This window comes from Mammaliicoccus sp. O-M54, assembly GCF_022386035.1.
Lineage (GTDB): Bacteria > Bacillota > Bacilli > Staphylococcales > Staphylococcaceae > Mammaliicoccus > Mammaliicoccus sciuri_A.
Map to the genome: position 1 here is coordinate 94,068 of NZ_JAJNJE010000007.1, position 23,218 is coordinate 117,285.

The following is a 23,218-nucleotide window of genomic DNA, read 5'->3' on the forward strand; positions in this document are numbered from 1 at the left end:
TTATTATGGATTTTAAGAAAGTCATTACGATTTCTACAATAGGTTATTACACATTTAATTGAGAATAAAAGTTTATTAATCTTTTTAAAGTAAGAAATGAAATCTTACGATCAAGAGTGAAAAACAAGATCGTTAGAAATTCTAACGCTCAAGAAACACAAACAAGATAGTTAGCGGGCAAAAAAATTAAAAAAATGAGAGAAAACTAGGTGCTAACGCTCAAGAATGAAAAACAAGATCGTTAGCGGTTCATATATACAAACAAAAGCACCTTTTGACCGAGTCAAAAGGTGCTTTTATCTATATTTTATGTTGTTGTTTCTTTATTAATCTCACTGTGATAAATGAGGTGATTGGGATGGCGATACTTACAGCGATACCGCCTAATAATATGGTTATGATTTCAGCTGCAAATATTTTAGCATTGATTATTTCGCCAAAGGTGTAATTTAATTTACCAAACCAGAAAAATAACGTGATTTGTCCACCTATATAGGCGAAATAAATTGTATTGGTTGTTGTTGATAGGATGTCTCTTCCTATTGTTAAGCCAGACTTGAATAGTTGTTGCAATGATATTTTTGGATGGGCTTCATATAGTTCGTACATTGGAGAACTAATGGATATTGTTAAATCAATCACTGCTGCGATTACGGCTAATACAACTGTAAATACCATAAGTTCAGCATAATTTATGCCTACATTCATTGAAAATATATACGTTTCATCTTGTTCTTCTTCAGTAAATCCTTGCAACATTGAAATATCTACAATGAAATAGATTAATCCTATTAAGATAAGTGTAGATATAATGGTCGCAAAAAAGGCAGCAACTGTCTTAGTATTATAAGCATTAATATAGAACAAATTAATGCATGTAATAATTAAACAGAAGATGATTAATACGATGAATATAGGCGCTTTATAAATGATGAGTAATAGCGCAATAAACAATGTCAGCAAGTTTAAAAATAACGTTACGAACGATCTAAATCCTTTCTTTCCACCAACGATGATCATAAGAATGAGTAATATACTGGCTAAAATAAATGTCGTCATTATTTAGCCTCCTCTCGTTGCATGAACATCATTGCAACAAATATTGTGATAGGTATCGTAATCACAATACCAATGCCGCCCATGAGTGCTCTTGTAATTTCTAATGACCAATTCATGGATAAGGTATACGTGATTGTATTGCTATTTTTAAAGTAAAGAATAATCATCGGAATGCTACCAGATAAATAAGCGAAGAATAAGATATTCGTCATTGTACCCATAATATCTTTACCAATGTTTGTGCCAGATTGACGTAATTGTTTCAATGAAATTTCGGGATGTTGTGCTTTAATCTCATATAAGGAACTTGTTAACGTAATAGCAACATCCATAACCGCACCAAGTGAACCTATGAGCACAGACGCAAGGAATATTTGTGTCGGTTGAATCGTTAAGAAACTCATCGTTTCATATTTAACACCGTCACCATTCGTAAACATCATGACAAGTTGAGCGATACCAATACTTAAAAATGTACCTAATAAAGTTGAAATTATCGCAACAAAAGTTCTCCGCTTAAAGCCACTAACGAGCAATAAGGACACGATTGTTGAGAATATAACTGTTGCCGTCATTAATATAAAGAAGTGATGATTATTATGTTTCATGAAATAATCAATCATCAATAGTAGAACTGTGACATTAATAATGAGTGAAATAATGGAATATAGTCCTGATTTTCTACCGACGATAAGTAAAGTTAATAAGAATAAACCAGTCATTAACGTGACAGCGCCATCTCGTTTTAAGCCTTTTATAATAGCAGTGTCTTCTTTACCTTTATATGATAAAAGGACTTGATCGTTTACATGGTATTTCTCAGAATCCGTTAAAGAGTCCGTGTATTTATGAGGAACCGTAATGCGGTCTCCTTTATGCTGGCCATTCTGAATCTCTAAATGGATTTGTTCTTTATGTAACGTATCTTTATTTTTATTTTGGTCAATCGTTGTTTGTGAAGATTGATGTGTAATATCCGTAATTTGACCAATCGGTGTTTTGTAATATTGCGCATTATGCTGGGTGAATATATAGGCTAATACAACGCATACAATAAATATGAGTATCGCAACATTAAATGGTTTCGTTAATTGTTGTTTGATTTTGTCATTCATGTTTTGCCACCATCATTTTTCTTTGATTTGAACATACTATAGTATACGTACATAAGAGGTGTACTTCAATTATTTCCATGTTTCAGCACAAGGAAGTGAATCGCGTTTTCTAGCTTTTGAGACATAGGGATGTCCTGCTACTGTGAAACGTAAAGGTTTATCAGTCCAGATGCCCTTATTTGGTACGCCGATTCTTGCTGATCGTTCGATTTGTTTAGGGTATCTTCTATTTGTTGTATCGATTTTTAAGCAATTAGCATTGAGTTTAGTGCCGTCTAATGCTTTAGATATTTGCATCGCTTGCGTGAATTTGCCAGGTCCATTTGTTAATTCTATACCTGTTTTGCCGTTACGGTTCAGAGACATTTGTTCAATGCCATGTTCAGGTTCTATCGCTCTAATTAAGACACCTTGAGGTTCACCTTCAACTTGCGTAACAAAGTTAATCAGTAGTTGTTTGTGCATAGAGTGTGCATAGATCGTTCCACCCTCGCAATACAAAGATTTCACGCTTTTAGTATTTCTGCCATTGAATGAATGGGCAGCTTGATCGTGTTTACCAATATAAGCTTCCGTTTCAACGATATAACCTGTATATACGATATCGTCTGTTTCGTGAATGATTTTGACGCCAAGTAAGTCAGCAGCAATTTCTTCAGTCGTTCTATTGATAAAATCCATTTTGAAAATATCCTCCTTAATGATACGTTGCTTGTCTTTGCAATAAAGAACGTGTATGTTCAATAAAAGTCTTCAATTTACTATTTTGATTATTGTCTTGATAAACAATGTTAATCGTTCTTTTAAGTTCGGTATGTGTTAACGGGATTTTTGTGAGTTGTTCATTTTCAATACCATTACTTAAATAATCTGGCACGATGAGTACGCCTTTTTCAGAAAGTAATGTTTGTCGTAATAACGCAAAATTTGAAATGGGGTAAGTCTTCTGTGATGCATGTTTACGTATTAATTGTGATATTTGATCAGGTAATGTGTTGAAATGGTAAATGTATTGCTGGCTCAATTGTGATAAAGGTGGTTTAGGATTCATTGATAAATCGTTGTTATTATGAACGTATAAATTATATGTTTCTTCGAATAGTGTATGTTTAATAGTATGTTTATTGTTTGTAAGTTTCGGTGTAAGTTCGCATAACGCAACATCTATTTGGTGAGATAATAAACCTTCTTCAATTTCTAAGGGTGTCATCATCATAGGTCTAACTTCTATTTTGAAATCTCGCTCGTAAGTCTTAATAATAGCCGGTAATGCTTGTGATACATAACTTTCTGTATAAGCGAGTTTAATAGAACGACGATCTGAATGTTCTTGATGTATAAATAAATCTTTCGTTTCTTCTATTAAGTTTAAAATTCTATTTGTCTGTGTAAGTAAGAGTTCGCCACTGTCCGTTAATTTTACATTTCTGCCTTCTCTTAAAAATAACGTCGTGTTTAATTCTTTTTCTAAATTCGCGATTTGTCTACTAACTGCAGATTGGGCAATCTCTAACTCGAGCGCAGCTTCTGAAATATGCTCTCTTAAAGCAACTTCTCTAAAATAAATTAATTGTTTTATCTCCATATTCAACACCTCATTATTTATATTATCTAATTTTTAGATATATTTCATCTATTTTATATATTGTTAAGATAAGTCCTTGTAAAGTATGATATAGACTATCAATTATTGAAGATTCTGAAATTTATTGTTGAGGTGATGTCGTATGTCATTTAAGAAAGATAGAAGACAACTTGGCCTATATGATTCGATGGACGAGCATGATGCTTGCGGGATTGGCTTTTACGCCAATATGGACAACAAAAGGTCACATGAAATTGTACTAAAATCAATTGAAATGCTTTGTAGGTTAGATCATAGAGGTGGAGTTGGAGCTGACGGAATTACTGGTGATGGCGCTGGTATTATGACAGAAGTCCCTCACCTCTATTTTAAACAAAAATTAAAATTAAATTTACCTGAAGAAGAACATTACGCAGTAGGTATGTTTTTCACTGATGAAAAAATAGCTGGCAGTGAACATGAAAAGAAGTTTAATGCGTACTTTGAAGAAGAAGGATTAAAAGTTATTGGATACAGAGATGTTCCATTAGATACATCAGTATTGGCAGAACATGTTGAAGCGACAATGCCTTGTATTCAACAAGTGTTTGTTGAAAATCATTCAAGTGAACACTTTGATCGTTCGTTATTCATTGCGCGTAAACAAATTGAAAGATATGGCGATGAACAAGATTTAGATTTATACTTTGCAAGTTTATCTAGACGCACAATTGTATATAAAGGTTGGTTGCGTTCAGACCAAATTAAAGGTTTATATATTGATTTGTTAGATGAAGATTATGTTTCTAAATTTGGTTCTGTACATTCGAGATTTAGTACGAATACATTTCCAAGTTGGAAAAGAGCGCATCCGAATAGATTATTAATGCATAATGGTGAAATTAACACGATTAAAGGTAATGTTAACTGGATGCGTGCAAGACAAGACAGATTAATTGAAACGATTTTTGGTGATGTGAAAGATAAGATTGGAACAGTGCTAGATGAATCAGGAAGTGACTCATCAATCGTTGATAATGCACTAGAGTTCTTAAGTTTAAGCATTCCTCCAGAACAAGCAGCAATGTTATTGATACCTGAACCATGGTTATATAACGAAACACAAGATCCTAAAATTAGAGCATTCTATGAATATTACAGTTATTTAATGGAACCTTGGGACGGTCCGACAATGATTAGTTTCTGTGATGGAGATAAACTTGGTGCATTAACAGACCGTAATGGTTTAAGACCTGGTCGTTACACAATTACAGATTCAAATGAAATTATATTTTCTTCAGAAGTAGGCGTTATTGACGTTGAAGAAGAACATGTTGTTTATAAAGGGCAACTCAACCCAGGTAAACTTTTATTAGTGGATTTTAAAGAGAATAAAGTTATCGAAAATGATGAATTAAAACAACGTATCGCAAGTGAATATCCTTATGATGAGTGGGTAAGTCATAAAGTGTTAAACGTAAATGATACAGTGGCGACACCTTCACATGTTGAAGAAGAGAAATTATTCCAATTACAACGTCGTTTCGGATATACAAAAGAAGAAATTAATAAATATATGTCAGAACTTGTGAGTGAGAAGAAAGATCCAATTGGTGCGATGGGCTTTGATACGCCAGTTGCCGTGTTGAGTACGAGACCAGAATCATTGTTTAATTACTTTAAACAACATTTTGCTCAAGTAACAAACCCACCAATTGACTCATATAGAGAGAAAATCGTTACAAGTGAATTGGTTTACTTAGGTAAAGAAGGTAACTTGCTACAACCGCATCAAGATAACACGAGAAGAATTCAATTAAATCACCCGGTATTATCGAAAGCGCAACTTGAACAAATTCAAGATAGTGAATTTAATGTTGCGGTGATTCCGACGACTTACACAGGTTCGCTTAAAGAAGCGTTAGATGACTTAGGGCAAACCGTTTCAAAAGCCGTTAAAAATGGTGCAGAGATTATTGTCTTAGAAGATGAGTCTGTTGAAGATTTAGAAGCGGCGTTTGCAATGCCGATATTATTAGCGGTTAGTCACATTCATCAACACTTGATAAGAACGGGTCAACGTTTAGATACAAGTATTGTGGCATATTCTGGTGAGTGTCGTGAAGTGCATCATTTAGCTACATTAATAGGTTATGGTGCCAATGCTGTTGTGCCTTACTTAGCACATTATACGATTGAAGACTTAACTGCTGCGGGACGTCTTGAAGGTACAGTTGAACAGAATATTGATACGTTTAGTCAAACGTTATCAGCTGGTGTGATTAAAGTAATGGCTAAAATGGGTATTTCAACTGTTCAAAGTTATCAAGGTGCACAAATCTTTGAAGCAATTGGGTTAGGTAAAGATGTTATCGATCAATACTTTACAGGTACTCCGTCTAAACTTTCTGGTATATCAATTGATACGATTGATAAAGAGAATAAAGCGAGACAATCTGAACAGATTAAATATTTAAATTCAGGTAGTACTTTCCAATGGCGTCAACAAGGTGAATATCATGCATTCAACCCTAAAACAATTCATTTATTACAACATGCATGTAGAGATAATAATTTTGAAATGTTTAAAGAGTACTCTGAAGCTGCAGATAGTGAACGTATGAGTCACTTAAGAAACTTACTTGATTTTAAATCAGATCGTTCAATTGATTTAAAAGATGTAGAATCTGCTGATCAAATTGTGAAACGCTTTAAGACAGGTGCAATGAGCTTCGGTTCTATTTCTCAAGAAGCGCATCAAACTTTAGCAGAAGCAATGAATAGAATTGGTGGACGTAGTAATAGCGGTGAAGGTGGAGAAAATCCAGAACGCTTTATTATTAAGCCGGATGGCACAAATTATATGAGTGCTATTAAGCAAGTCGCATCAGGTCGCTTTGGTGTAACGAGCGATTACTTACAACATGCTAAAGAAATTCAAATTAAAGTCGCACAAGGTGCTAAACCTGGTGAAGGTGGACAATTACCTGGTACAAAAGTCTATCCGTGGGTAGCTGAAGTACGTGGTTCAACACCGGGTGTAGGATTAATTTCACCACCACCTCACCATGATATATATTCTATTGAGGACTTAGCACAACTGATTCATGACTTAAAGAATGCAAATAGAAAAGCAGACATCAGTGTTAAGCTCGTTTCTAAATCTGGCGTAGGTACAATTGCAGCAGGTGTTGCAAAAGCTTTTGCCGACAAAATTGTCATCAGTGGATATGACGGTGGTACAGGTGCATCACCTAAGACGAGTATTCAACATGCCGGATTACCATGGGAGATTGGTTTATCTGAAACACATCAGACACTTATGTTAAACGGTCTTCGTTCACGTGTAACGTTAGAAACTGACGGTAAATTAATGACTGGTCGTGACGTTGCACTCGCTTGTGCGTTAGGTGCAGAAGAGTTTGCATTTGCGACAGCACCTTTAGTTGTGCTTGGCTGTATTATGATGAGAGTATGTCATAAAGATACATGCCCAGTTGGTATTGCAACTCAAAATGGCGACTTACGAAAATTATATACTGGTAAAGCAGATTACATCGTAAACTTCATGTATTTTATTGCCGAGGAAATAAGAGAGATTTTAGCTTCATTAGGCTTAAAAACAATGGACGAACTTGTAGGTAGAACGGACTTGTTATCAGTATCAAACAGATATTACTCTCATCCTAAAGCGAGAGAACTTGATTTAGAGGCACTTTTATTTGTAAATGAAGGTGAAAGATACCGCTCTATGAATCAAAATCATCACCTTGATGTTGGATTCGATTTAACGAAATTATATGAAGATGCAAAAGCATCAATTGATCATGGTGAGAAATTTGTTGGTAGTTATAACGTTCGAAATACTGAAAGAGATGTTGGTGTTATTACAGGTAGTTATATTACAGAAGTGCACGGTGAACCTGGTTTACCAGAAGATACAATAAGTGTTAAGACATTTAAACATGCTGGACAAAGTTATGGTGCATTCACGCCTAAAGGTATGACGTTACATCATACTGGTGATGCTAACGATTACTTCGGTAAAGGTTTATCCGGAGGTAAATTAATCTTAAACGCACCTAACGAAGATAGAGAAGATAATATCATTGTCGGTAACGTTTGTTTCTACGGTGCGACAAGTGGAACATCTTATATTAACGGTAGAGCTGGTGAACGTTTCTGTGTAAGAAATAGTGGCGTTAACGTCGTTGTTGAAGGTGTCGGTGACCACGGATTAGAATACATGACTGGTGGACGTGTTGTCATTTTAGGTGATGTAGGACGTAACTTCGGTCAAGGTATGAGTGGTGGCGTATGTTACGCATTGCCTACAGATGTTGAAGCGTTCAAAAAAGATAATGAACTTGACACTTTAGAGTTTGAGACATTAAAAGATCCAGGTGAAATTGCGAATTTAAGACACATGTTAGAAGAACATGTTCGATATACAAATAGTAAAAAAGCACAAGCAGTGCTAGCGTCATTTGACACAATTGTAGACAAAGTGGTTAAAGTGATTCCGAAAGACTACAAACTTATGATGCAGAAGATTTCACTACACAAATTAGAAAACGAAGAAGATGCACTGTTAAATGCATTCTTTGATGATCGAAAATCTATTGGTGATGAAGAAGAACTGGCTTCGGTATATTAAGAAGGAGGGCATATTATGGGTGAATTTAAAGGTTTTATGAAGTATCCTAAGCAACAACTTGATGAGTTGCCGTTAAAAGATAGAATTAAAGGATATGACGCATTCCAACAACGTTTTACTAAAGAAGATGCAGCTACACAAGGTGCGCGTTGTATGGATTGCGGAACACCATTTTGTCAAACAGGCTCATCATTCGGTAGAGATACAATAGGTTGTCCAATAGGTAACTATATACCAGAGTGGAACGACTTAGTGTATCGCAAAGATTATGAAGAAGCATATGCAAGATTATCAGAAACTAATAACTTTCCTGAATTTACAGGTCGTGTATGTCCAGCACCATGTGAATCTTCATGTGTCTTAGCGATTAATAATGATTCAGTCGCTATCAAAGGGATAGAACGTACAATAATAGATGAAGCGTATGATATGGGACTTGTGAAACCTAAGTTTCCTGAGCAGCGCTTAGAAGAAAAAGTGGCCATTATCGGTAGTGGTCCAGCAGGCTTAACAGCTGCAGAAGAATTAAATTTACTTGGTTATAATGTGACTGTATATGAGCGTAACCATCGTCCAGGTGGTTTGCTTATGTACGGCATACCAAGTATGAAATTAGATAAAGAGGTTATCGAACGTCGTGTGAAATTAATGGAAGAAGCAGGTATCGTCTTTAAAACAGATGTTAACGTGGGGAAAGACATCACGAAAGAGGAACTAGATGAACAGTATGATGCAATTATTGTTTGTACAGGCTCACAAAAAGGACGAGACCTACCATTAGAAGGACGTATGAGTTTCGGTATACATTTTGCGATGGAATATTTAACAGAGCAAACACAATTACAAATGGGAGAAATTGACGAACCAACTATAACAGCAAAAGGTAAAAATGTGATTGTAATCGGTGCGGGTGATACAGGTGCTGACTGCGTAGCAACAGCATTAAGAGATGACTGTAAATCAGTCGTTCAATTTAATAAATATGTAAGACTAACAGATAAAATGGAACAAAATACAGCATGGCCATTACCAATGCCAATTTTCAAGTTAGACTATGCGCATAAAGAATATCGTGAAAAATTCGGATTCGAACCAAGAGCATATGGTATTCAAACAATGCGTTATGATGTTGATGAAAATGGTAATATTCGCGGTCTTTATACGCAAGTGTTAGAAGAAACTGAAGACGGCATGGTGATTGTCGAAGGTACAGAACGTCATTGGCCAGCAGATTTAGTCCTATTATCAATCGGTTTTGAAGGTACAGAACATTTAGTACCACATTCATTCAACTTAAAGACAGAACGAAACAAAATCGTAGCAAATGAAAAAGACTTTAGAACAAATCAAGATAAAGTATTTGTAGCTGGAGATGCAAGAAAAGGTCAAAGTTTAGTCGTTTGGGCAATAAAAGAAGGTCGTGCAGTTGCAAAAGCTGTAGATGAATCCTTAAAGAAAAAAATTACAATTTAAATTTTGTGATTTTTGTTGACATCAGTAATGGCATGTTATAAGATAAATAATGTCTTATTTGGAGGAATACCCAAGTCCGGCTGAAGGGATCGGTCTTGAAAACCGACAGGGGCTTAACGGCTCGCGGGGGTTCGAATCCCTCTTCCTCCGCCATTATTTTAAAATATCCAAGACTATATATATAAAGAACACTGTTCACTTTTGTGGGCAGTGTTTTTTGTTGTGAAAAAATATTATATTGGATGCGGAATTGGGCGCGGAGTGGAGATTGAGTTGTAGGGTGGAATATTGCAGGTGGAAATATAGAGGATATAGATATAAGGGTTTTTGTTAGGGACAGAATTCTGAGAAATGTCCGTAATAGGTGCTGTTAGGGACAGAATTCCGAGAAATGTCTCTAAGGATACGAGTTCTAACTACCAGAATTCGAAATAATGGAAGTTACAGGATTCTAACTACCAGAATTCGAAATAATGGAAGTTACAGCATTCTAACTACCACAATTCAGAAAAATGGAAGTTACTCGGATCGAAATCGGACCGGGCTCCAACCTAACTCGCACATATGTCCAACCTCATATCGTCATGCTTTTTTAACAATTTCTTTTGTTTTCACAAAAGGATAACAACTTTGCTATAATATAAGAATATTCTGATAAAAGGTCGTGTCTTAATGAAAGCAAAGGGATTAAATAGAGGAGATGTGGTGGGTGTTGTAGCATTAGCGAGTCCGCCAAACCAAAAGCATTTAAAGAACGGGTTGAAACTTTTAGAAGAGAAATATGGTATTCGGTTTAAACTAGCGAAAAATATAGACCGCGTTCATGGTCATTTAGCGGGAACGGATGATGAACGATTAGATAGTTTGCATGACATGTTAGAAGATGATGAAGTGAAAGGTATTATATGTGCTTGCGGTGGTTATGGTACACCTAGAATTGTAGAACGTATTGATTATAATCTTGTAAAAGCACATCCTAAAATTATATGGGGATATAGTGATATAACATGTTTACATAATGCTATTAGACAACAAACGGGATTGGTAACGTTTCAAGGTCCTATGATCGCATCTGATATAGGCGATACTTATAATGAGATTTCTATTGGGAGCTTTGAGCAGTTATTTAATGGTGAAGCTGTGTCTTATCCTACAGATCGTTTAACGTTTAAATCGCTAGTTAGTGGTCGCGTTGATGGGGAAATTGTTGGTGGCTGTTTATCTTTACTTGTTTCGAGTTTAGGCACACCATATGAAATCGACACTAAAGATAAAATTTTATTTATAGAAGATATTGGGGAAGTGCCTTATAAGGTAGATGGATTTTTACAACAACTCAAATCTGCTGGCAAGTTAGATGATGCTTCTGGATTTATTTTCGGACCATTCACAGATAGCGAGCCTAAAAATCCAAAGAAATCTTTAACGATGAAAGAAGTGTTAGATGATTTTATAACACCATTAAATAAACCAGCAGTGTATGATTTGAATATAGGGCATTGCACGCCGCATTTTGCGATACCGTTTGGAACAGAAGCTACATTAGATGTGGACAATAAAATATTAAATATAGCGTCAGGTGTAATTATAGAATAAAGGGGAAGTTATATGTTTATAACAGATATAAAATACTATAGATATGAAACACCTTTGAAGAAACCTTTTAAAACAGCACTGAGAACAGTAGAGGTTATTGAAAGTATATATGTATTTATTGAAACGAATTATGAGGATGTTATTGGTGTTGGTGAAGCAGTACCTACATATGTTATTACTGGTGATACAAAAGGTGGTATAGAAGCTGCGATTGATGAAGTCTTTAAGCCACTACTAATTAACCGACCATTAACGAAAGACTTACTAGATGAAATTCATCAAGTCATCGTAGGTAATACAAGTGCTAAAGCTGCAATAGATATCGCGCTCTATGACTTATTAGCTCAAGAAGCAGAATTGCCTTTATATCAATATATTAAGCATAACCCGGGAAATAAATCGTTAGAAACTTGTTATACCGTGAGTCTAAATGATGCTGACGAAATGGTAGAAGATGGTTTGCGATATGTAGAAGATGGCTTTAACCATTTGAAAATAAAAGTGGGGAAAGATGATGTCTCTACAGATTTAAATAGATTACAAGCATTACGTTCTTCTTTACCAAGTGAGGTTATTTTAAGTGCGGATGCAAACCAAGCATGGGATGAAAAAGGTGCGCGTCATGCATTGAAACATTTTGATGAAGCAGATTTAAATATTGAGAGCATCGAACAACCTGTCGGGAGATATGAGTATAAGGTACTAGGTGCGTTATCTCAAGCATTCAAAATACCTTTAATGGTAGATGAAGGATTGTTTAGTATACATGATGCCGAGAGACTTGTAGAAGTTGGTGCAACAAATATATGGAATATTAAACTGATGAAGACTGGTGGTATTCATCAAGCTTTAAAAATACATGACATTGCTAAAGGTGAAGCGATACCTTGCATGGTTGGATGTATGATGGAAACACATGTATCTGTAACGGCAGCTTTGCATTTTAGTTTAGCAGCAGAACAAGTGAATCGTGTTGATTTTGATGCACCTTTAATGGTAGTTGAGCGACAAGTTGAAGGTGGTATTACTTATGAAGGTGCTAAAGTAACCGTTTCAGAAGGTACAGGATTAGGAATAGATCGTGAATCTTTATATAAGAAGGTGAGCTCATGATTAAATATTGTAGAGTAAATGTCGGGACAATATGGAGAAGCTTTGATAAAGCTAGAGAAATTGATAGAGACGGTATCATGTATCCAGCAGATATTCAACGTTGGTTACTGGAACTTAATTTAGAACAGAAATTATCTTTTACGGAAGATAGTAGAATAGATACGCAAATTCTTTATGGCGAAAAAGTAGAAGTCGTAGAAGAACAAGATGGCTGGAGTTACGTTATCTGTTTAGAGCAACCGTCTAAACAGAATCCAAAGGGATATCCAGGATTTATTCCGACGAGTCAATTAGGTGAGATGAAGGCGTACGATAAATATCCGCGCCTTCGTGTTAAAGTACCTAAGACGACATTGTTTAATTTAGACTTTACAACGAAACAAATTCTGTCATTTAATACGATCTTACCTATTATTAAGAAAGATGAGCCTTTTATTGAAGTTGATACACCTGAAGGCAAGGGTCTTATTAGTGCGAATGATGTAGAATTCAGTGATGAATCTGGTGCATTCGAAATTGGCACGATGGCAGGTGTTATTGAAAATGCGAAGCGCTTTTTAGACTTGCCTTATTTATGGGGAGGGATGTCTAGTTATGGTTATGATTGTTCAGGATTATGTTTCCAAATGTACAAAAGTCAAAACTTCCACATCCCCCGAGATGCTGATGAACAATATGAAGCAATGACGGATATTTCGATAGCATCACATGACTTTTTGCCAGGTGATTTACTGTTCTTCAGTAAACCAGAAGATAAAGGTTTTCTATCACATGTTGGCATATACATGGGAGAAGACATGATGATTCATGCACCACATACACCGAAAAGTATCGAAATCATTAAGTTATCAGGTAGTTATTATCAAAAGATATTAGCTAAAGCTGCACGGCTATCAAATATCTAATATAGATTGAATAATATATGACCCAAATTGGTGAGAGAAATCGATCGCCTTTTTGGGTTTATTTGTGTTGGATAAGAAACAATAATAATATAGCTCGCCTTCATGTTGGATAATACCTACATCATTGACAACGTTGTCGTACTCCCCTGTCTTAGAGTGGAAATTAAGTGTATCTTCGTAAAATGATCGATAGATTGAAACTTTATCGTTTAAATGTTGGTCATTCATGATGTTCATCATGTCTTGATGATGTTTATGCTCTGCAATAAAGCGAAGTATATGAATCATATCTTGAGAAGACGTTGTATTCTGTTTCCCTTCACTTATTGCTTCTGCATCCATCATATAACGATTTAACTGCGTTTGTTCACATTGCAATGTTTCTTGAATAAATAAGTTAATATGTTGAAGTCCGAAATGATCGATTAATGTATTCGTCGCCGTATTGTCCGAAACAACGATCATTAAGTAGATTAAATCTTGAATGCTCAGTTGATCGATATCCATATTTTTTAGAACACCACTGCCGCCAACTTTATCATTGATTTGAACGAGTGCTTTTCTATCTTCTTGAGTCGTATTTTCATAAATATAAATCATAATAGGCAATTTAATTAAACTTGCTGATTCAAATATTTTTTCGTGGTGATGGTTTGTGAAAATGATGGAATCTCCTTTTGCAAAATCGAGTGCAACGTTGTCATGATCGATATATTCATGTGTTAAAAAAGACATATGAAAAACCTCCTTTACACAATCATACTACATTATTTATATAATATTAATTGTAAGCCTTTACATACTTGTATATACAAGTTATAATTCAACTAAATAAAGTTAGGGGAGTGAGTTTAATGGCTGTGAATAGAGAAGATGTAAAGCAGATTATTGATGCTATTGGTGGGCAAGACAATGTAAATGCCGCAACCCACTGTGTCACACGGTTAAGACTTGTATTAAATGATGAAAGTAAAGTAAATAAAGATGCATTAGATCAAATAGATTTAGTGAAGGGATCTTTCTCAGCAAACAACCAATTTCAAATTGTAATTGGACCGGGAACTGTTGATGAGGCTTATGAAATTTTCCAACAAGAAACAGGTGTTGAAGAAAGTTCGAAAGATGACGTGAAGAAAGCTTCTGAACAGAAGATGAATCCATTTCAACGTTTAATTAAATTGTTGGGCGATGTATTCATTCCAATCTTACCTGCAATCGTAACAGCAGGTTTACTATTAGGTTTAAACAATGTATTAACAGCAGAAAATTTATTTGGCGCTAAGTCACTTGTTGAACAATATGCATGGCTTGCTGACTTTGCAAACATCATTAACGTTATCGCAAGTACCGCATTTATCTTCTTGCCGGCTTTAATTGGTTGGTCAGCTATGCGTGTATTTGGTGGTAGCCCAATTCTAGGTTTAGTATTAGGTTTAATCTTATTACATCCGCAACTTGCTTCTCAATATGATTTAGGTGGCGGTAAATCGAGTGAAATTCCTGTATGGCACATATTTGGTTTAGAAATTAAGCAATTAAACTATCAAGGTCAAGTATTACCGATATTATTCGCAACTTGGATATTATCTATTATTGAGAAATTCTTAGCTAAACGTGTACATGATTCTATTAAAATGCTTGTAGTAGGTCCTGTAGCGTTATTAATTACTGGATTTTTAGCATTTATCGTTATTGGTCCATTAGCGTTAGAGTTAGGTACGTTAATTACAAATGGAATTAAAGCAATTTTCGAAACTGCTGGCTGGTTAGGTGGCGCAGTGTATGGATTATTCTATGCACCTCTTGTTATTACAGGATTACACCATATGTTCTTAGCGGTAGATTTCCAACTCATGGGAAGTCCTTTAGGCGGCACGTACTTATGGCCAATTGTGGCAATATCTAATATTTGTCAAGGTTCAGCAGCGTTCGGCGCTTGGGTAGTATACAAACAACGTAAGATGGTTAAAGAACAAGGTTTAGCGGCTACATCTGGTATCTCAGCATTCTTAGGTGTAACTGAACCAGCAATGTTCGGTGTCAACTTACCATTGAAATATCCGTTCTTTGCAGCAATTATTTCGTCTAGTTTACTAGGTGCATTTATTGGTGCTAATAAAGTGTTAGGTAGTGTAGGTGTAGGCGGTGTACCTGCAATTATCTCTATTCAAAGAGAATATTGGGGTGTGTTCGGTATTGCGACATTGATTGCGGTAGTGTTACCAGCTATACTAACGATTGTACTTTCAAACTTTGCTAAAGAAAAAGCTAAAGAAATGGTTCAAGAATAATATATATAAATAAAGGAGTATACCTATATGGCAGTTTCAGATTGGAAGAAGTCCGTTGTTTATCAAATTTATCCAAAGTCATTCAATGATACGACTGGAAATGGACAAGGTGATATACCAGGTATTATAGAAAAATTACCTTATTTACAAACGTTAGGTGTAGATTACATTTGGTTAACACCAATTTATCAATCACCAATGAACGATAATGGATACGATATTAGTGATTATTATCAAATTAATCCTGATTTTGGTACAAAGGAAGACGTCAAAACATTACTAGATGAAGCGCACAGTTTAGGTATTAAAGTGATGCTCGATATTGTGATCAATCACACTTCGACATCACATCACTGGTTTGTAGAATCTCGCAAGTCTAAAGATAATCCGTATCGTGATTATTATATTTGGAAAGAAGGCACTAAAGAAGAGCCGCCAACGAACTGGGAGTCTAAGTTTGGTGGTAATGCTTGGACTTATGATGAACAAACAGAAAGTTATTATTTAAGATTGTTTGATGTTTCTCAAGCTGATTTAAATTGGGAGAATGACAATTTAAAGGCTGAAATATATGAAATGATTAATTATTGGATTGATTTTGGCGTAGATGGTTTCAGATTTGATGTCATTAACTTAATTTCCAAAGGTGCTTTCGAAAATTCAACAGCAATCGGTAAAGAATTTTATACAGATGGACCTAAAGTTCATGAGTATTTACAAGAACTGAATAAACAAACATTTGGCAATAAAGACATTATGACGGTTGGAGAAATGTCATCAACAACAATTGATAATTGTATTAAATATACAAATCCAGAACGTCATGAGTTAAGTAGTGTGTTTAATTTTCATCATTTAAAAGTAGATTATAAAGATGGTGAAAAGTGGTCAGATATGAAATTTGATTTTCTTGAGCTGAAACGTATATTAATGGATTGGCAAGTGAATATCGCAAAAGGTAACGGATGGAATGCTATTTTCTGGTGTAACCATGATCAACCTAGAGTCGTAACGAGATTCGGTAAAGATGATACAGAAGCGGAAAGAGTTAAATCTGCTAAGATGCTTGCGATATCATTACACATGCTTCAAGGTACGCCGTATATTTATCAAGGTGAAGAAATTGGCATGACAGATCCAGGTTTCACGGATATTGATCAATATAAAGATGTCGAATCGCTTAATGCATACAAATTATTGAAAGAACGCGGTATGGATGAACAAATGATTATGAAAGTAATAGGTCAGAAATCTAGAGATAATTCTAGAACGCCTATTCAATGGAATGCGCATGCTGAGGCAGGCTTTACAACTGGAGAACCATGGATTGGTATCCCGGAAAATTATAAGCATATTAATGTTGAAGCGGCATTGGAAGATAAAGATTCTATTTTCTATACGTATCAAAAGTTAATACAATTACGTCATGAACACGATGTGATAACGTATGGAGAAGTTGAACCACTTCATATGGAGCATCCAGAGCTGTTCGTTTACAAGAGACATTTAAATAATGAAACTTGGTTAGTTGTTGCAAACTACTCTGATCAAATCGTTGATATCCCAGAAGATATCGATTTAGAGGGTGAAATCATGATTGCAAATAATGATTTAAATGGTAACGCTTTGCAACCATTTGATGCTTTTGTCGTAAATGTAAGTGGTGACTAATTGATGTTGAAGGTATAGAGGTGAACGCATGAACAAGTATATGAAAATCTACCAATCTATTTGTGAAAAAATTTTAAATGGTGAATATGCTCATTTACAGCAACTACCTTCAGAAAATGAATTAACAAAGATATATTCAACTTCTAGAGAGACTGTAAGGAAAGCTTTAAATTTATTGCAAGAAAAAGGTTATATTCAAAAGTTAAGAGGTAAAGGGTCTGTCGTTATTTATGAAGATGTTATTCAATTTCCGATATCGGAAATGGTGAGTTTTCAAGAAATTAATAAACGTTTAGGACTTGATTATGAAACTAAAGTTGAATTACTTGAGGTTATAGATGCTAAAGATGTTCCTGTCGTTCAACATGCTCTTGAATTAAGAGACCAAGATAAGTTGTGGCATGTCATTAGAACGAGAACGAAAGATGACGCTGTGCGTATAATGGATGAGGATTACTTTAAATGTCAGATTATTCCTCAACTCACTGAAGAAGTCGCGGCTGAATCTATCTATAAATTTATTGAACAAGAAATGAATGTAGAAATCAGTTACTCGAATAAGTCTATTACATTTGAAGAGATGACTGAGAATGAAATATTATATTTTGGAAAGTTGAACCCGCCTTATACAGCAACGGTTAGAGGTACTGTGTATCTTAATAATGCAGAAAAATTTCAATATAATATTTCAAGGCATATCGCGACGGAATTCAAGTTTGTAGATTTTTCTCGCAGGGTGATTCATAAAACACTTTGATTGAAGTAGTTTTTTCTTGCCAAATCGTAACATTTTGTTGTAGTATATATATTGCCGTGCTAAGTGGGGAGGTAGCGGTTCCCTGTACTTGAAATCCGCTTATGCAAGACTGAATTCCTTTGCCGCGGACATATTATTGTGAGGTCTGCCCTCAGCACGTGGTGTCTGAAGACGTCGGTCCTATGCAATACAAACCCATGAATCATGTCAGGTCCGGAAGGAAGCAGCATTAAGTGGATCATTGTATGTGCCGTAGGGTAGCCGAAGTTTAGCTAACGACTGAGGTAACGCTTGTGATGTTTGTTCAAAGCAAAGGTGCACGGTTTTAAATTTTATAAACTTATCAAATTATATATAAATTCAAAAGGGTGACCGCGGTCACCCTTTTTCTAATATCAGGGGGATATTTTATACATGACGCAATTACTAATTGGAACGATTATAGAATCGGAATATGAATTAGCTAAAGAAGTCGTTAAAGCAGCATTCGAAAATGAACGTTATTCTGATGGAACAGAACACGAATTAATCGGTAAAATACGTAAATCAATGAATTATAATGCAGAACTTGAAGTTGTAGCGAAGACAGAATCAGGCAAAATTCTGGGGCATGCCATGATGTCAGAAGTGACCGTTAGTTCTGATGAAGAAACGCATACAGTATTAGCGCTTGCACCTGTTTCGGTTTTGCCAGAGTATCAAAATAAAGGAATAGGGAAAGCTTTAATAGAAGCTTTAGAATATAGAGCTTATGAAAATGGCTATGTCGGTGTAGTCGTACTAGGTCATGCTGATTATTATCATAAATTAGGTTATCATGCAGCTTCAGAGTTTAATATATACCCACCATTTGAAGTGCCAGATGAAAATTTCATGTTTAAATATTTATGGGATCACCCAACAAAAGAAATTAAAGGCATTGTTCACTACCCAGAAGCTTTTGATAATTAATAATAGGGTGTACCTATTGATTCATGATATAATATAGCCAATATCTTATTAAATTTTGGAGGTGCCACTTTGAACTACCAGGCTTTGTATCGAATGTATAGACCACAATCATTTGCGGATGTTGTCGGTCAAAAACATGTCACAAAAACATTAAGAAACGCCATCCAAAAAGAAAAGCAATCACATGCTTACTTGTTTAATGGCCCACGTGGAACTGGTAAGACAAGTATTGCTAAAATCTTCGCTAAAGCAATTAACTGTACAGAGAATACGAATGGGGAACCTTGTAATGAATGTGCGATTTGTAAAGGCATTACACAAGGAACAAATTCAGATGTCATTGAAATTGATGCTGCCAGTAATAACGGTGTAGATGAAATACGTAATATTAGAGATAAAGTAAAATATGCACCAAGTGAATCTAAATTTAAAGTCTATATTATAGATGAAGTGCACATGCTTACAACAGGTGCTTTCAATGCACTTTTAAAGACACTTGAAGAACCACCAAGTCATGCTATTTTTATACTCGCAACTACTGAACCTCACAAGATACCACCTACTATTATATCTAGATGTCAGAGATTTGATTTTAAAGCCATCCATTCTGGTGAAATAGAAAGTAGACTCGCGTTTGTCGCAGATGAGCAGAACATTACCTACGAAGAAGAAGCTTTGGCATTTATCGCTCAAGTTTCAGAAGGTGGTATGCGAGATGCATTAAGTATCATGGACCAAGCAATCGCGTTTGGAGATGGGCACTTATCACTTGAACATGCTTTGAATGTAACGGGAAGTGTCGATAAAGCGGCTTTAAATGCTTTGTTTAAAGACATGGTGGCTAAAGATATTAAACAAGCTTTTACTAGATATCATGAATTTATAGCTGCTGGTAAAGAAGTGAATAGACTTGTAAATGATATGATTTATTTCATAAGAGATTCAATTGTCGCTAAGACTACTGAACAAGTTGAAGATGACCACGCACTGAATCAAGTAGACTTAAATACAATGTACAAAATGATTGATTGTATTAACGACACATTAGTTTCAATGAGATTTGCAATTAACCAGAATGTTCATATAGAAATACTCATCGTTAAGTTAACAGAATTAATTGATCAGAATAATAGTGGACAAACAGCATCTGTCAGTTCAAACCAAAACGCTGGCTCTAGTGAAGTGATGGATAAAATCCAACAACTTGAAGCGACGATTCAGCAACTAGCTCAAAACGGCGTCAGTCAAAAGGCTAAACCAGTTGAAAATAAACAAAATATCGCTCGTAAACAATCTAAGCATGTCTTCTCAATTCGACAAATCGAACGTGTGCTTGACCACGCTAATCGTGATGATTTGAATTTACTTAAAGAAAAATGGCAAGCAGTGATAGAATCGGTTAAAGAGAAAGAACAAAGAGCGCTAGTCAGTCTGCTCTTAAACTCGGAACCTGTTGCAGCAAGTGAAGATCATGTGCTCGTGAAATTTGATGAAGATATTCATTGTGAAATCGTGAATAAGAATGATGAAAAAAGAAATCATATCGAAGCGATTGTATGTGAGATTGTTAATAAGAATGTAAAGGTCGTTGGCGTACCAAATTCACAATGGTTACAAGTTCGTCAACAGTATATTCAATCTAAAAAAGCGAATACGGCTCAAGGTGAAGTTGAGCAAGAAGAAAAGCCAGAAGAAGCGGATGTTGTAAAGAAAGCTCAAGAGTTGTTTGGTGAAGATACCGTACATGTTACGGATGAGTAATACATGACATCGCCTCTAAAGGCATGTATAATAAATATGACAAAAATTAATAACCTTAAATGTATAAATTAGAAATTAGGAGGACGAAATTATGCGCGGTGGCGGAAATATGCAACAAATGATGAAACAAATGCAAAAAATGCAAAAGAAAATGGCTGAGGAACAAGAAAAGCTAAAAGAAGAAAGAATTGAAGGAACAGCTGGTGGCGGAATGGTTACAGTTGTTGTTTCTGGTCATAAAGAAGTATTAGACGTTATCATTAAAGAAGATGTAGTAGACCCTGAAGATATTGAAATGCTACAAGATTTAGTATTAGCAGCAACAAATGACGCTTTATCTAAAGCAGATGATGTAACAGCAGATCGTTTAGGTAAACATACAAAAGGTCTAAACATTCCTGGAATGATGTAATGATGTTCTACCCAGAACCAATATCTAAACTCATCGATAGCTTTATGAAATTGCCGGGAATAGGTCCGAAGACTGCACAACGTTTAGCTTTCCACGTATTAGATATGAAGGAAGACGACGTTGTACTTTTTGCCAAATCTCTTGTAGATGTGAAGAGAGAACTGACTTATTGTGAAACTTGCGGACACATTACGGATGTTTCGCCTTGTCATATATGCCAAGATAAACAAAGAGACCGTTCAGTTGTGTGTGTTGTTCAAGATTCTAAAGATGTCATAGCTATGGAAAAAATGCGTGAATATAAAGGGTTATACCATGTATTACATGGTGCGATATCTCCAATGGAAGGTATTGGACCTGAAGATATTAATATTCCTTCATTATTAGAACGATTGAAGAATGATGAAATCGAAGAAATTATATTAGCGACTAATCCTAATATAGAAGGTGAATCAACAGCAATGTATATATCTAGACTCGTTAAACCGATTGGTATTAAGACAACTAGACTAGCACATGGTCTACCAGTAGGTGGAGATTTAGAATACGCTGATGAAGTAACACTTTCGAAAGCTATAACTGGAAGAACAGAAATTTAATAATTATAATTGAGGCTGGGACAATGAAGAATGTCTCAGCCTCGCTTTCATTCAACTAATAATATAGAAAGAAGTGTAACTATGATAAAAGACACAGCATTAATATTAGAAGGTGGCGGAATGAGAAGTATGTACACAGCAGGTGTGCTAGATTTCTTCATTAAGAAAGATTTGTATTTTAAATATAATATTGGCGTTTCAGCAGGCGCATCTATGGCTGCAAGTTATATATCTCGACAATTTAGACGCAATCATCGTGTTACAACTAAATACATTAAAGATAAGCGCTATATTTCGCTATCAAATTATGTAAAAAATAAAGAGATATTTGGTATGGACTTTGTGTATCATCATATACCAACTTACTTGGAACCTTTTGACTTTGAAAAGTTTGATCAAGCAGAGGAAGAGTTTGTTGTTGTAACGACAGACTGTGACACAGGAGAAGCGGTTTATTTCAATAAGAAAGAAACAGAAGGTTCTATATTGACTGCTCTAGAGGCAACAAGTTCTTTACCAATGATGGCCAACCCAGTTCAATATAAAGGTCATACTTTATTAGATGGTGGTATCGTCAATCCTATTCCAATTGATAAAGCAATTGAAGAAGGCTATAAGAAAAATGTTTTGATTTTGACAAGACCGAAAGGCTATCGCAAAAAACAAAGTAAATTTTCAAAAGTATTCAGATTGAAAGCATATCCTAAAATAAATCACTTAATGGCAATTAGATATAAACATTATAATCAGACTTTAGAATGGATAGAAGCGGAAGAAGAGAAAGGTAATTTGTTTGTTATCAGACCTTCTGATTCATTATCTGTTGATAGAATCGAGAAAAATCCTAGAAAATTAGATGCTTTATACAAACAAGGATATAAAGATGCTGAAAAAATATACGATAAATTAAAAGAATATGTTGAGAATTAAGTATAATTGAGAGTATTGAGTGTTTTGGTGTAATTTTTATGCTTGAGTAAAGGGTATTTAGCGTGTATAGTTATATCTTGTGAGCGAGAGATAAATAAAACATCAAAACACTTTGAAAATTAATTTTAAAAAGTTGTTGACTTCGAATTAAGAAGTGTGTATAATAGTTTCTTGTGAGACAAAATGAACATTGAAAACTGAATGACAATATGTCAACGTTAATTCCAATAATTGAGTACTGAAAGTACTTCAGAGTGATTGGCTTAACCAATCAAAAATGAGCTTATCAAGCTTACTTCTTTTATGGAGAGTTTGATCCTGGCTCAGGATGAACGCTGGCGGCGTGCCTAATACATGCAAGTCG

The 23,218-nt window shown here is 35.2% G+C and carries 18 protein-coding genes, 1 tRNA gene, 1 rRNA gene and 1 other RNA gene; 16 read left to right on the plus strand and 5 right to left on the minus strand.

Features of this window, described 5'->3' with window-relative positions; genetic code table 11:
* Positions 1 to 300: 300 nt before the first annotated feature.
* The 4 genes from LQ673_RS12135 to gltC all read right to left on the minus strand — a co-directional run bounded on the left by LQ673_RS12135 (position 301) and on the right by gltC (position 3,759).
* Complete coding sequence (locus tag LQ673_RS12135; RefSeq protein WP_048540293.1) at positions 301 to 1,059, minus strand: YibE/F family protein; 759 nt, start codon at positions 1,057 to 1,059, stop codon at positions 301 to 303.
* The gene (locus LQ673_RS12140) at positions 1,059 to 2,174 is read right to left on the minus strand and encodes a YibE/F family protein (RefSeq protein ID WP_239705836.1); all 1,116 of its coding nucleotides are present in this window, start codon (positions 2,172 to 2,174) and stop codon (positions 1,059 to 1,061) included. Before LQ673_RS12140 ends, LQ673_RS12135 begins: the two co-directional genes overlap by 1 nt.
* 69 nt (positions 2,175 to 2,243) lie before the next feature.
* Complete coding sequence (locus LQ673_RS12145; protein ID WP_037589379.1) at positions 2,244 to 2,855, minus strand: DNA-3-methyladenine glycosylase; 612 nt, start codon at positions 2,853 to 2,855, stop codon at positions 2,244 to 2,246.
* Positions 2,856 to 2,871: 16 nt separating this feature from the next.
* Complete coding sequence (gene gltC, locus LQ673_RS12150; RefSeq protein WP_037589378.1) at positions 2,872 to 3,759, minus strand: glutamate biosynthesis transcriptional regulator GltC; 888 nt, start codon at positions 3,757 to 3,759, stop codon at positions 2,872 to 2,874.
* Between the two features lie 142 nt (positions 3,760 to 3,901).
* Here gltC and gltB point away from each other — a divergent pair, with 142 nt between their 5' ends.
* The 6 genes from gltB to LQ673_RS12180 all read left to right on the plus strand — a co-directional run bounded on the left by gltB (position 3,902) and on the right by LQ673_RS12180 (position 13,482).
* Positions 3,902 to 8,395 carry a glutamate synthase large subunit gene (gene gltB / locus LQ673_RS12155; protein WP_239745063.1) on the plus strand — a complete coding sequence of 1,498 codons (4,494 nt, stop codon included), beginning with the start codon at positions 3,902 to 3,904 and terminating at the stop codon, positions 8,393 to 8,395.
* A 15-nt stretch (positions 8,396 to 8,410) separates the two neighbouring features.
* Positions 8,411 to 9,868: a glutamate synthase subunit beta gene (locus LQ673_RS12160; protein ID WP_037589376.1), complete on the plus strand. Its 1,458-nt coding sequence runs from the start codon at positions 8,411 to 8,413 to the stop codon at positions 9,866 to 9,868.
* Positions 9,869 to 9,928: 60 nt separating this feature from the next.
* A tRNA-Ser gene (locus LQ673_RS12165) sits at positions 9,929 to 10,021 on the plus strand.
* Between the two features lie 519 nt (positions 10,022 to 10,540).
* A complete protein-coding gene (locus tag LQ673_RS12170; protein ID WP_239705838.1) occupies positions 10,541 to 11,464 on the plus strand; it encodes a S66 peptidase family protein in 924 nt (307 codons plus the stop codon).
* A gap of 12 nt (positions 11,465 to 11,476) precedes the next feature.
* Positions 11,477 to 12,577, plus strand: a complete 1,101-nt coding sequence (locus tag LQ673_RS12175) for a dipeptide epimerase (RefSeq protein WP_239705839.1) — start codon at positions 11,477 to 11,479, stop codon at positions 12,575 to 12,577.
* Complete coding sequence (locus LQ673_RS12180) at positions 12,574 to 13,482, plus strand: C40 family peptidase (protein ID WP_239705840.1); 909 nt, start codon at positions 12,574 to 12,576, stop codon at positions 13,480 to 13,482. The genes LQ673_RS12175 and LQ673_RS12180 overlap by 4 nt, the downstream gene beginning before the upstream one ends.
* Here the strand turns inward: LQ673_RS12180 and LQ673_RS12185 are convergent.
* Entirely contained in the window at positions 13,471 to 14,217 is a 747-nt protein-coding gene (locus LQ673_RS12185) for a serine hydrolase (protein WP_239705841.1), read from the minus strand. The two genes, LQ673_RS12180 and LQ673_RS12185, sit on opposite strands and share 12 nt — an antisense overlap.
* Before the next feature lie 119 nt (positions 14,218 to 14,336).
* Here LQ673_RS12185 and treP point away from each other — a divergent pair, with 119 nt between their 5' ends.
* From treP to LQ673_RS12235, 10 genes are all read left to right on the plus strand, one after another.
* On the plus strand, positions 14,337 to 15,773 hold the full coding sequence (gene treP / locus LQ673_RS12190) for a PTS system trehalose-specific EIIBC component (protein WP_239705842.1): 1,437 nt from the start codon (positions 14,337 to 14,339) through the stop codon (positions 15,771 to 15,773).
* Positions 15,774 to 15,800: 27 nt separating this feature from the next.
* Complete coding sequence (treC, locus tag LQ673_RS12195) at positions 15,801 to 17,444, plus strand: alpha,alpha-phosphotrehalase (RefSeq protein ID WP_239705843.1); 1,644 nt, start codon at positions 15,801 to 15,803, stop codon at positions 17,442 to 17,444.
* A 28-nt stretch (positions 17,445 to 17,472) separates the two neighbouring features.
* The gene (treR, locus tag LQ673_RS12200) at positions 17,473 to 18,201 is read left to right on the plus strand and encodes a trehalose operon repressor (RefSeq protein WP_126477368.1); all 729 of its coding nucleotides are present in this window, start codon (positions 17,473 to 17,475) and stop codon (positions 18,199 to 18,201) included.
* Between the two features lie 54 nt (positions 18,202 to 18,255).
* An RNA gene (ffs, locus tag LQ673_RS12205) (signal recognition particle sRNA large type) lies at positions 18,256 to 18,524 on the plus strand.
* 91 nt (positions 18,525 to 18,615) lie between these two features.
* Positions 18,616 to 19,152, plus strand: a complete 537-nt coding sequence (locus LQ673_RS12210) for a GNAT family N-acetyltransferase (protein WP_204188998.1) — start codon at positions 18,616 to 18,618, stop codon at positions 19,150 to 19,152.
* Between the two features lie 69 nt (positions 19,153 to 19,221).
* Positions 19,222 to 20,913, plus strand: coding sequence for a DNA polymerase III subunit gamma/tau (gene dnaX / locus LQ673_RS12215; RefSeq protein WP_204188999.1), 1,692 nt, complete (start codon positions 19,222 to 19,224; stop codon positions 20,911 to 20,913).
* Positions 20,914 to 21,004: 91 nt separating this feature from the next.
* A complete protein-coding gene (locus LQ673_RS12220; RefSeq protein ID WP_025906093.1) occupies positions 21,005 to 21,325 on the plus strand; it encodes a YbaB/EbfC family nucleoid-associated protein in 321 nt (106 codons plus the stop codon).
* Positions 21,326 to 21,327: 2 nt separating this feature from the next.
* Positions 21,328 to 21,924, plus strand: coding sequence for a recombination mediator RecR (gene recR / locus LQ673_RS12225; protein WP_025906091.1), 597 nt, complete (start codon positions 21,328 to 21,330; stop codon positions 21,922 to 21,924).
* Between the two features lie 81 nt (positions 21,925 to 22,005).
* A complete protein-coding gene (locus tag LQ673_RS12230; protein ID WP_078099983.1) occupies positions 22,006 to 22,854 on the plus strand; it encodes a patatin-like phospholipase family protein in 849 nt (282 codons plus the stop codon).
* 300 nt (positions 22,855 to 23,154) lie between these two features.
* Positions 23,155 to 23,218 (plus strand): 16S ribosomal RNA (locus LQ673_RS12235); the annotation flags it as partial.

Coding starts and splice junctions, on each gene's coding strand:
- LQ673_RS12135 (WP_048540293.1), bottom strand. CDS start 1,059: ATGACGACATTTATTTTAGCCAGTATATTACTCATTCTTATGATCATC.
- LQ673_RS12140 (WP_239705836.1), bottom strand. CDS start 2,174: ATGAATGACAAAATCAAACAACAATTAACGAAACCATTTAATGTTGCG.
- LQ673_RS12145 (WP_037589379.1), bottom strand. CDS start 2,855: ATGGATTTTATCAATAGAACGACTGAAGAAATTGCTGCTGACTTACTT.
- gltC (WP_037589378.1), bottom strand. CDS start 3,759: ATGGAGATAAAACAATTAATTTATTTTAGAGAAGTTGCTTTAAGAGAG.
- gltB (WP_239745063.1), top strand. CDS start 3,902: ATGTCATTTAAGAAAGATAGAAGACAACTTGGCCTATATGATTCGATG.
- LQ673_RS12160 (WP_037589376.1), top strand. CDS start 8,411: ATGGGTGAATTTAAAGGTTTTATGAAGTATCCTAAGCAACAACTTGAT.
- LQ673_RS12170 (WP_239705838.1), top strand. CDS start 10,541: ATGAAAGCAAAGGGATTAAATAGAGGAGATGTGGTGGGTGTTGTAGCA.
- LQ673_RS12175 (WP_239705839.1), top strand. CDS start 11,477: ATGTTTATAACAGATATAAAATACTATAGATATGAAACACCTTTGAAG.
- LQ673_RS12180 (WP_239705840.1), top strand. CDS start 12,574: ATGATTAAATATTGTAGAGTAAATGTCGGGACAATATGGAGAAGCTTT.
- LQ673_RS12185 (WP_239705841.1), bottom strand. CDS start 14,217: ATGTCTTTTTTAACACATGAATATATCGATCATGACAACGTTGCACTC.
- treP (WP_239705842.1), top strand. CDS start 14,337: ATGGCTGTGAATAGAGAAGATGTAAAGCAGATTATTGATGCTATTGGT.
- treC (WP_239705843.1), top strand. CDS start 15,801: ATGGCAGTTTCAGATTGGAAGAAGTCCGTTGTTTATCAAATTTATCCA.
- treR (WP_126477368.1), top strand. CDS start 17,473: ATGAACAAGTATATGAAAATCTACCAATCTATTTGTGAAAAAATTTTA.
- LQ673_RS12210 (WP_204188998.1), top strand. CDS start 18,616: ATGACGCAATTACTAATTGGAACGATTATAGAATCGGAATATGAATTA.
- LQ673_RS12220 (WP_025906093.1), top strand. CDS start 21,005: ATGCGCGGTGGCGGAAATATGCAACAAATGATGAAACAAATGCAAAAA.
- recR (WP_025906091.1), top strand. CDS start 21,328: ATGTTCTACCCAGAACCAATATCTAAACTCATCGATAGCTTTATGAAA.
- LQ673_RS12230 (WP_078099983.1), top strand. CDS start 22,006: ATGATAAAAGACACAGCATTAATATTAGAAGGTGGCGGAATGAGAAGT.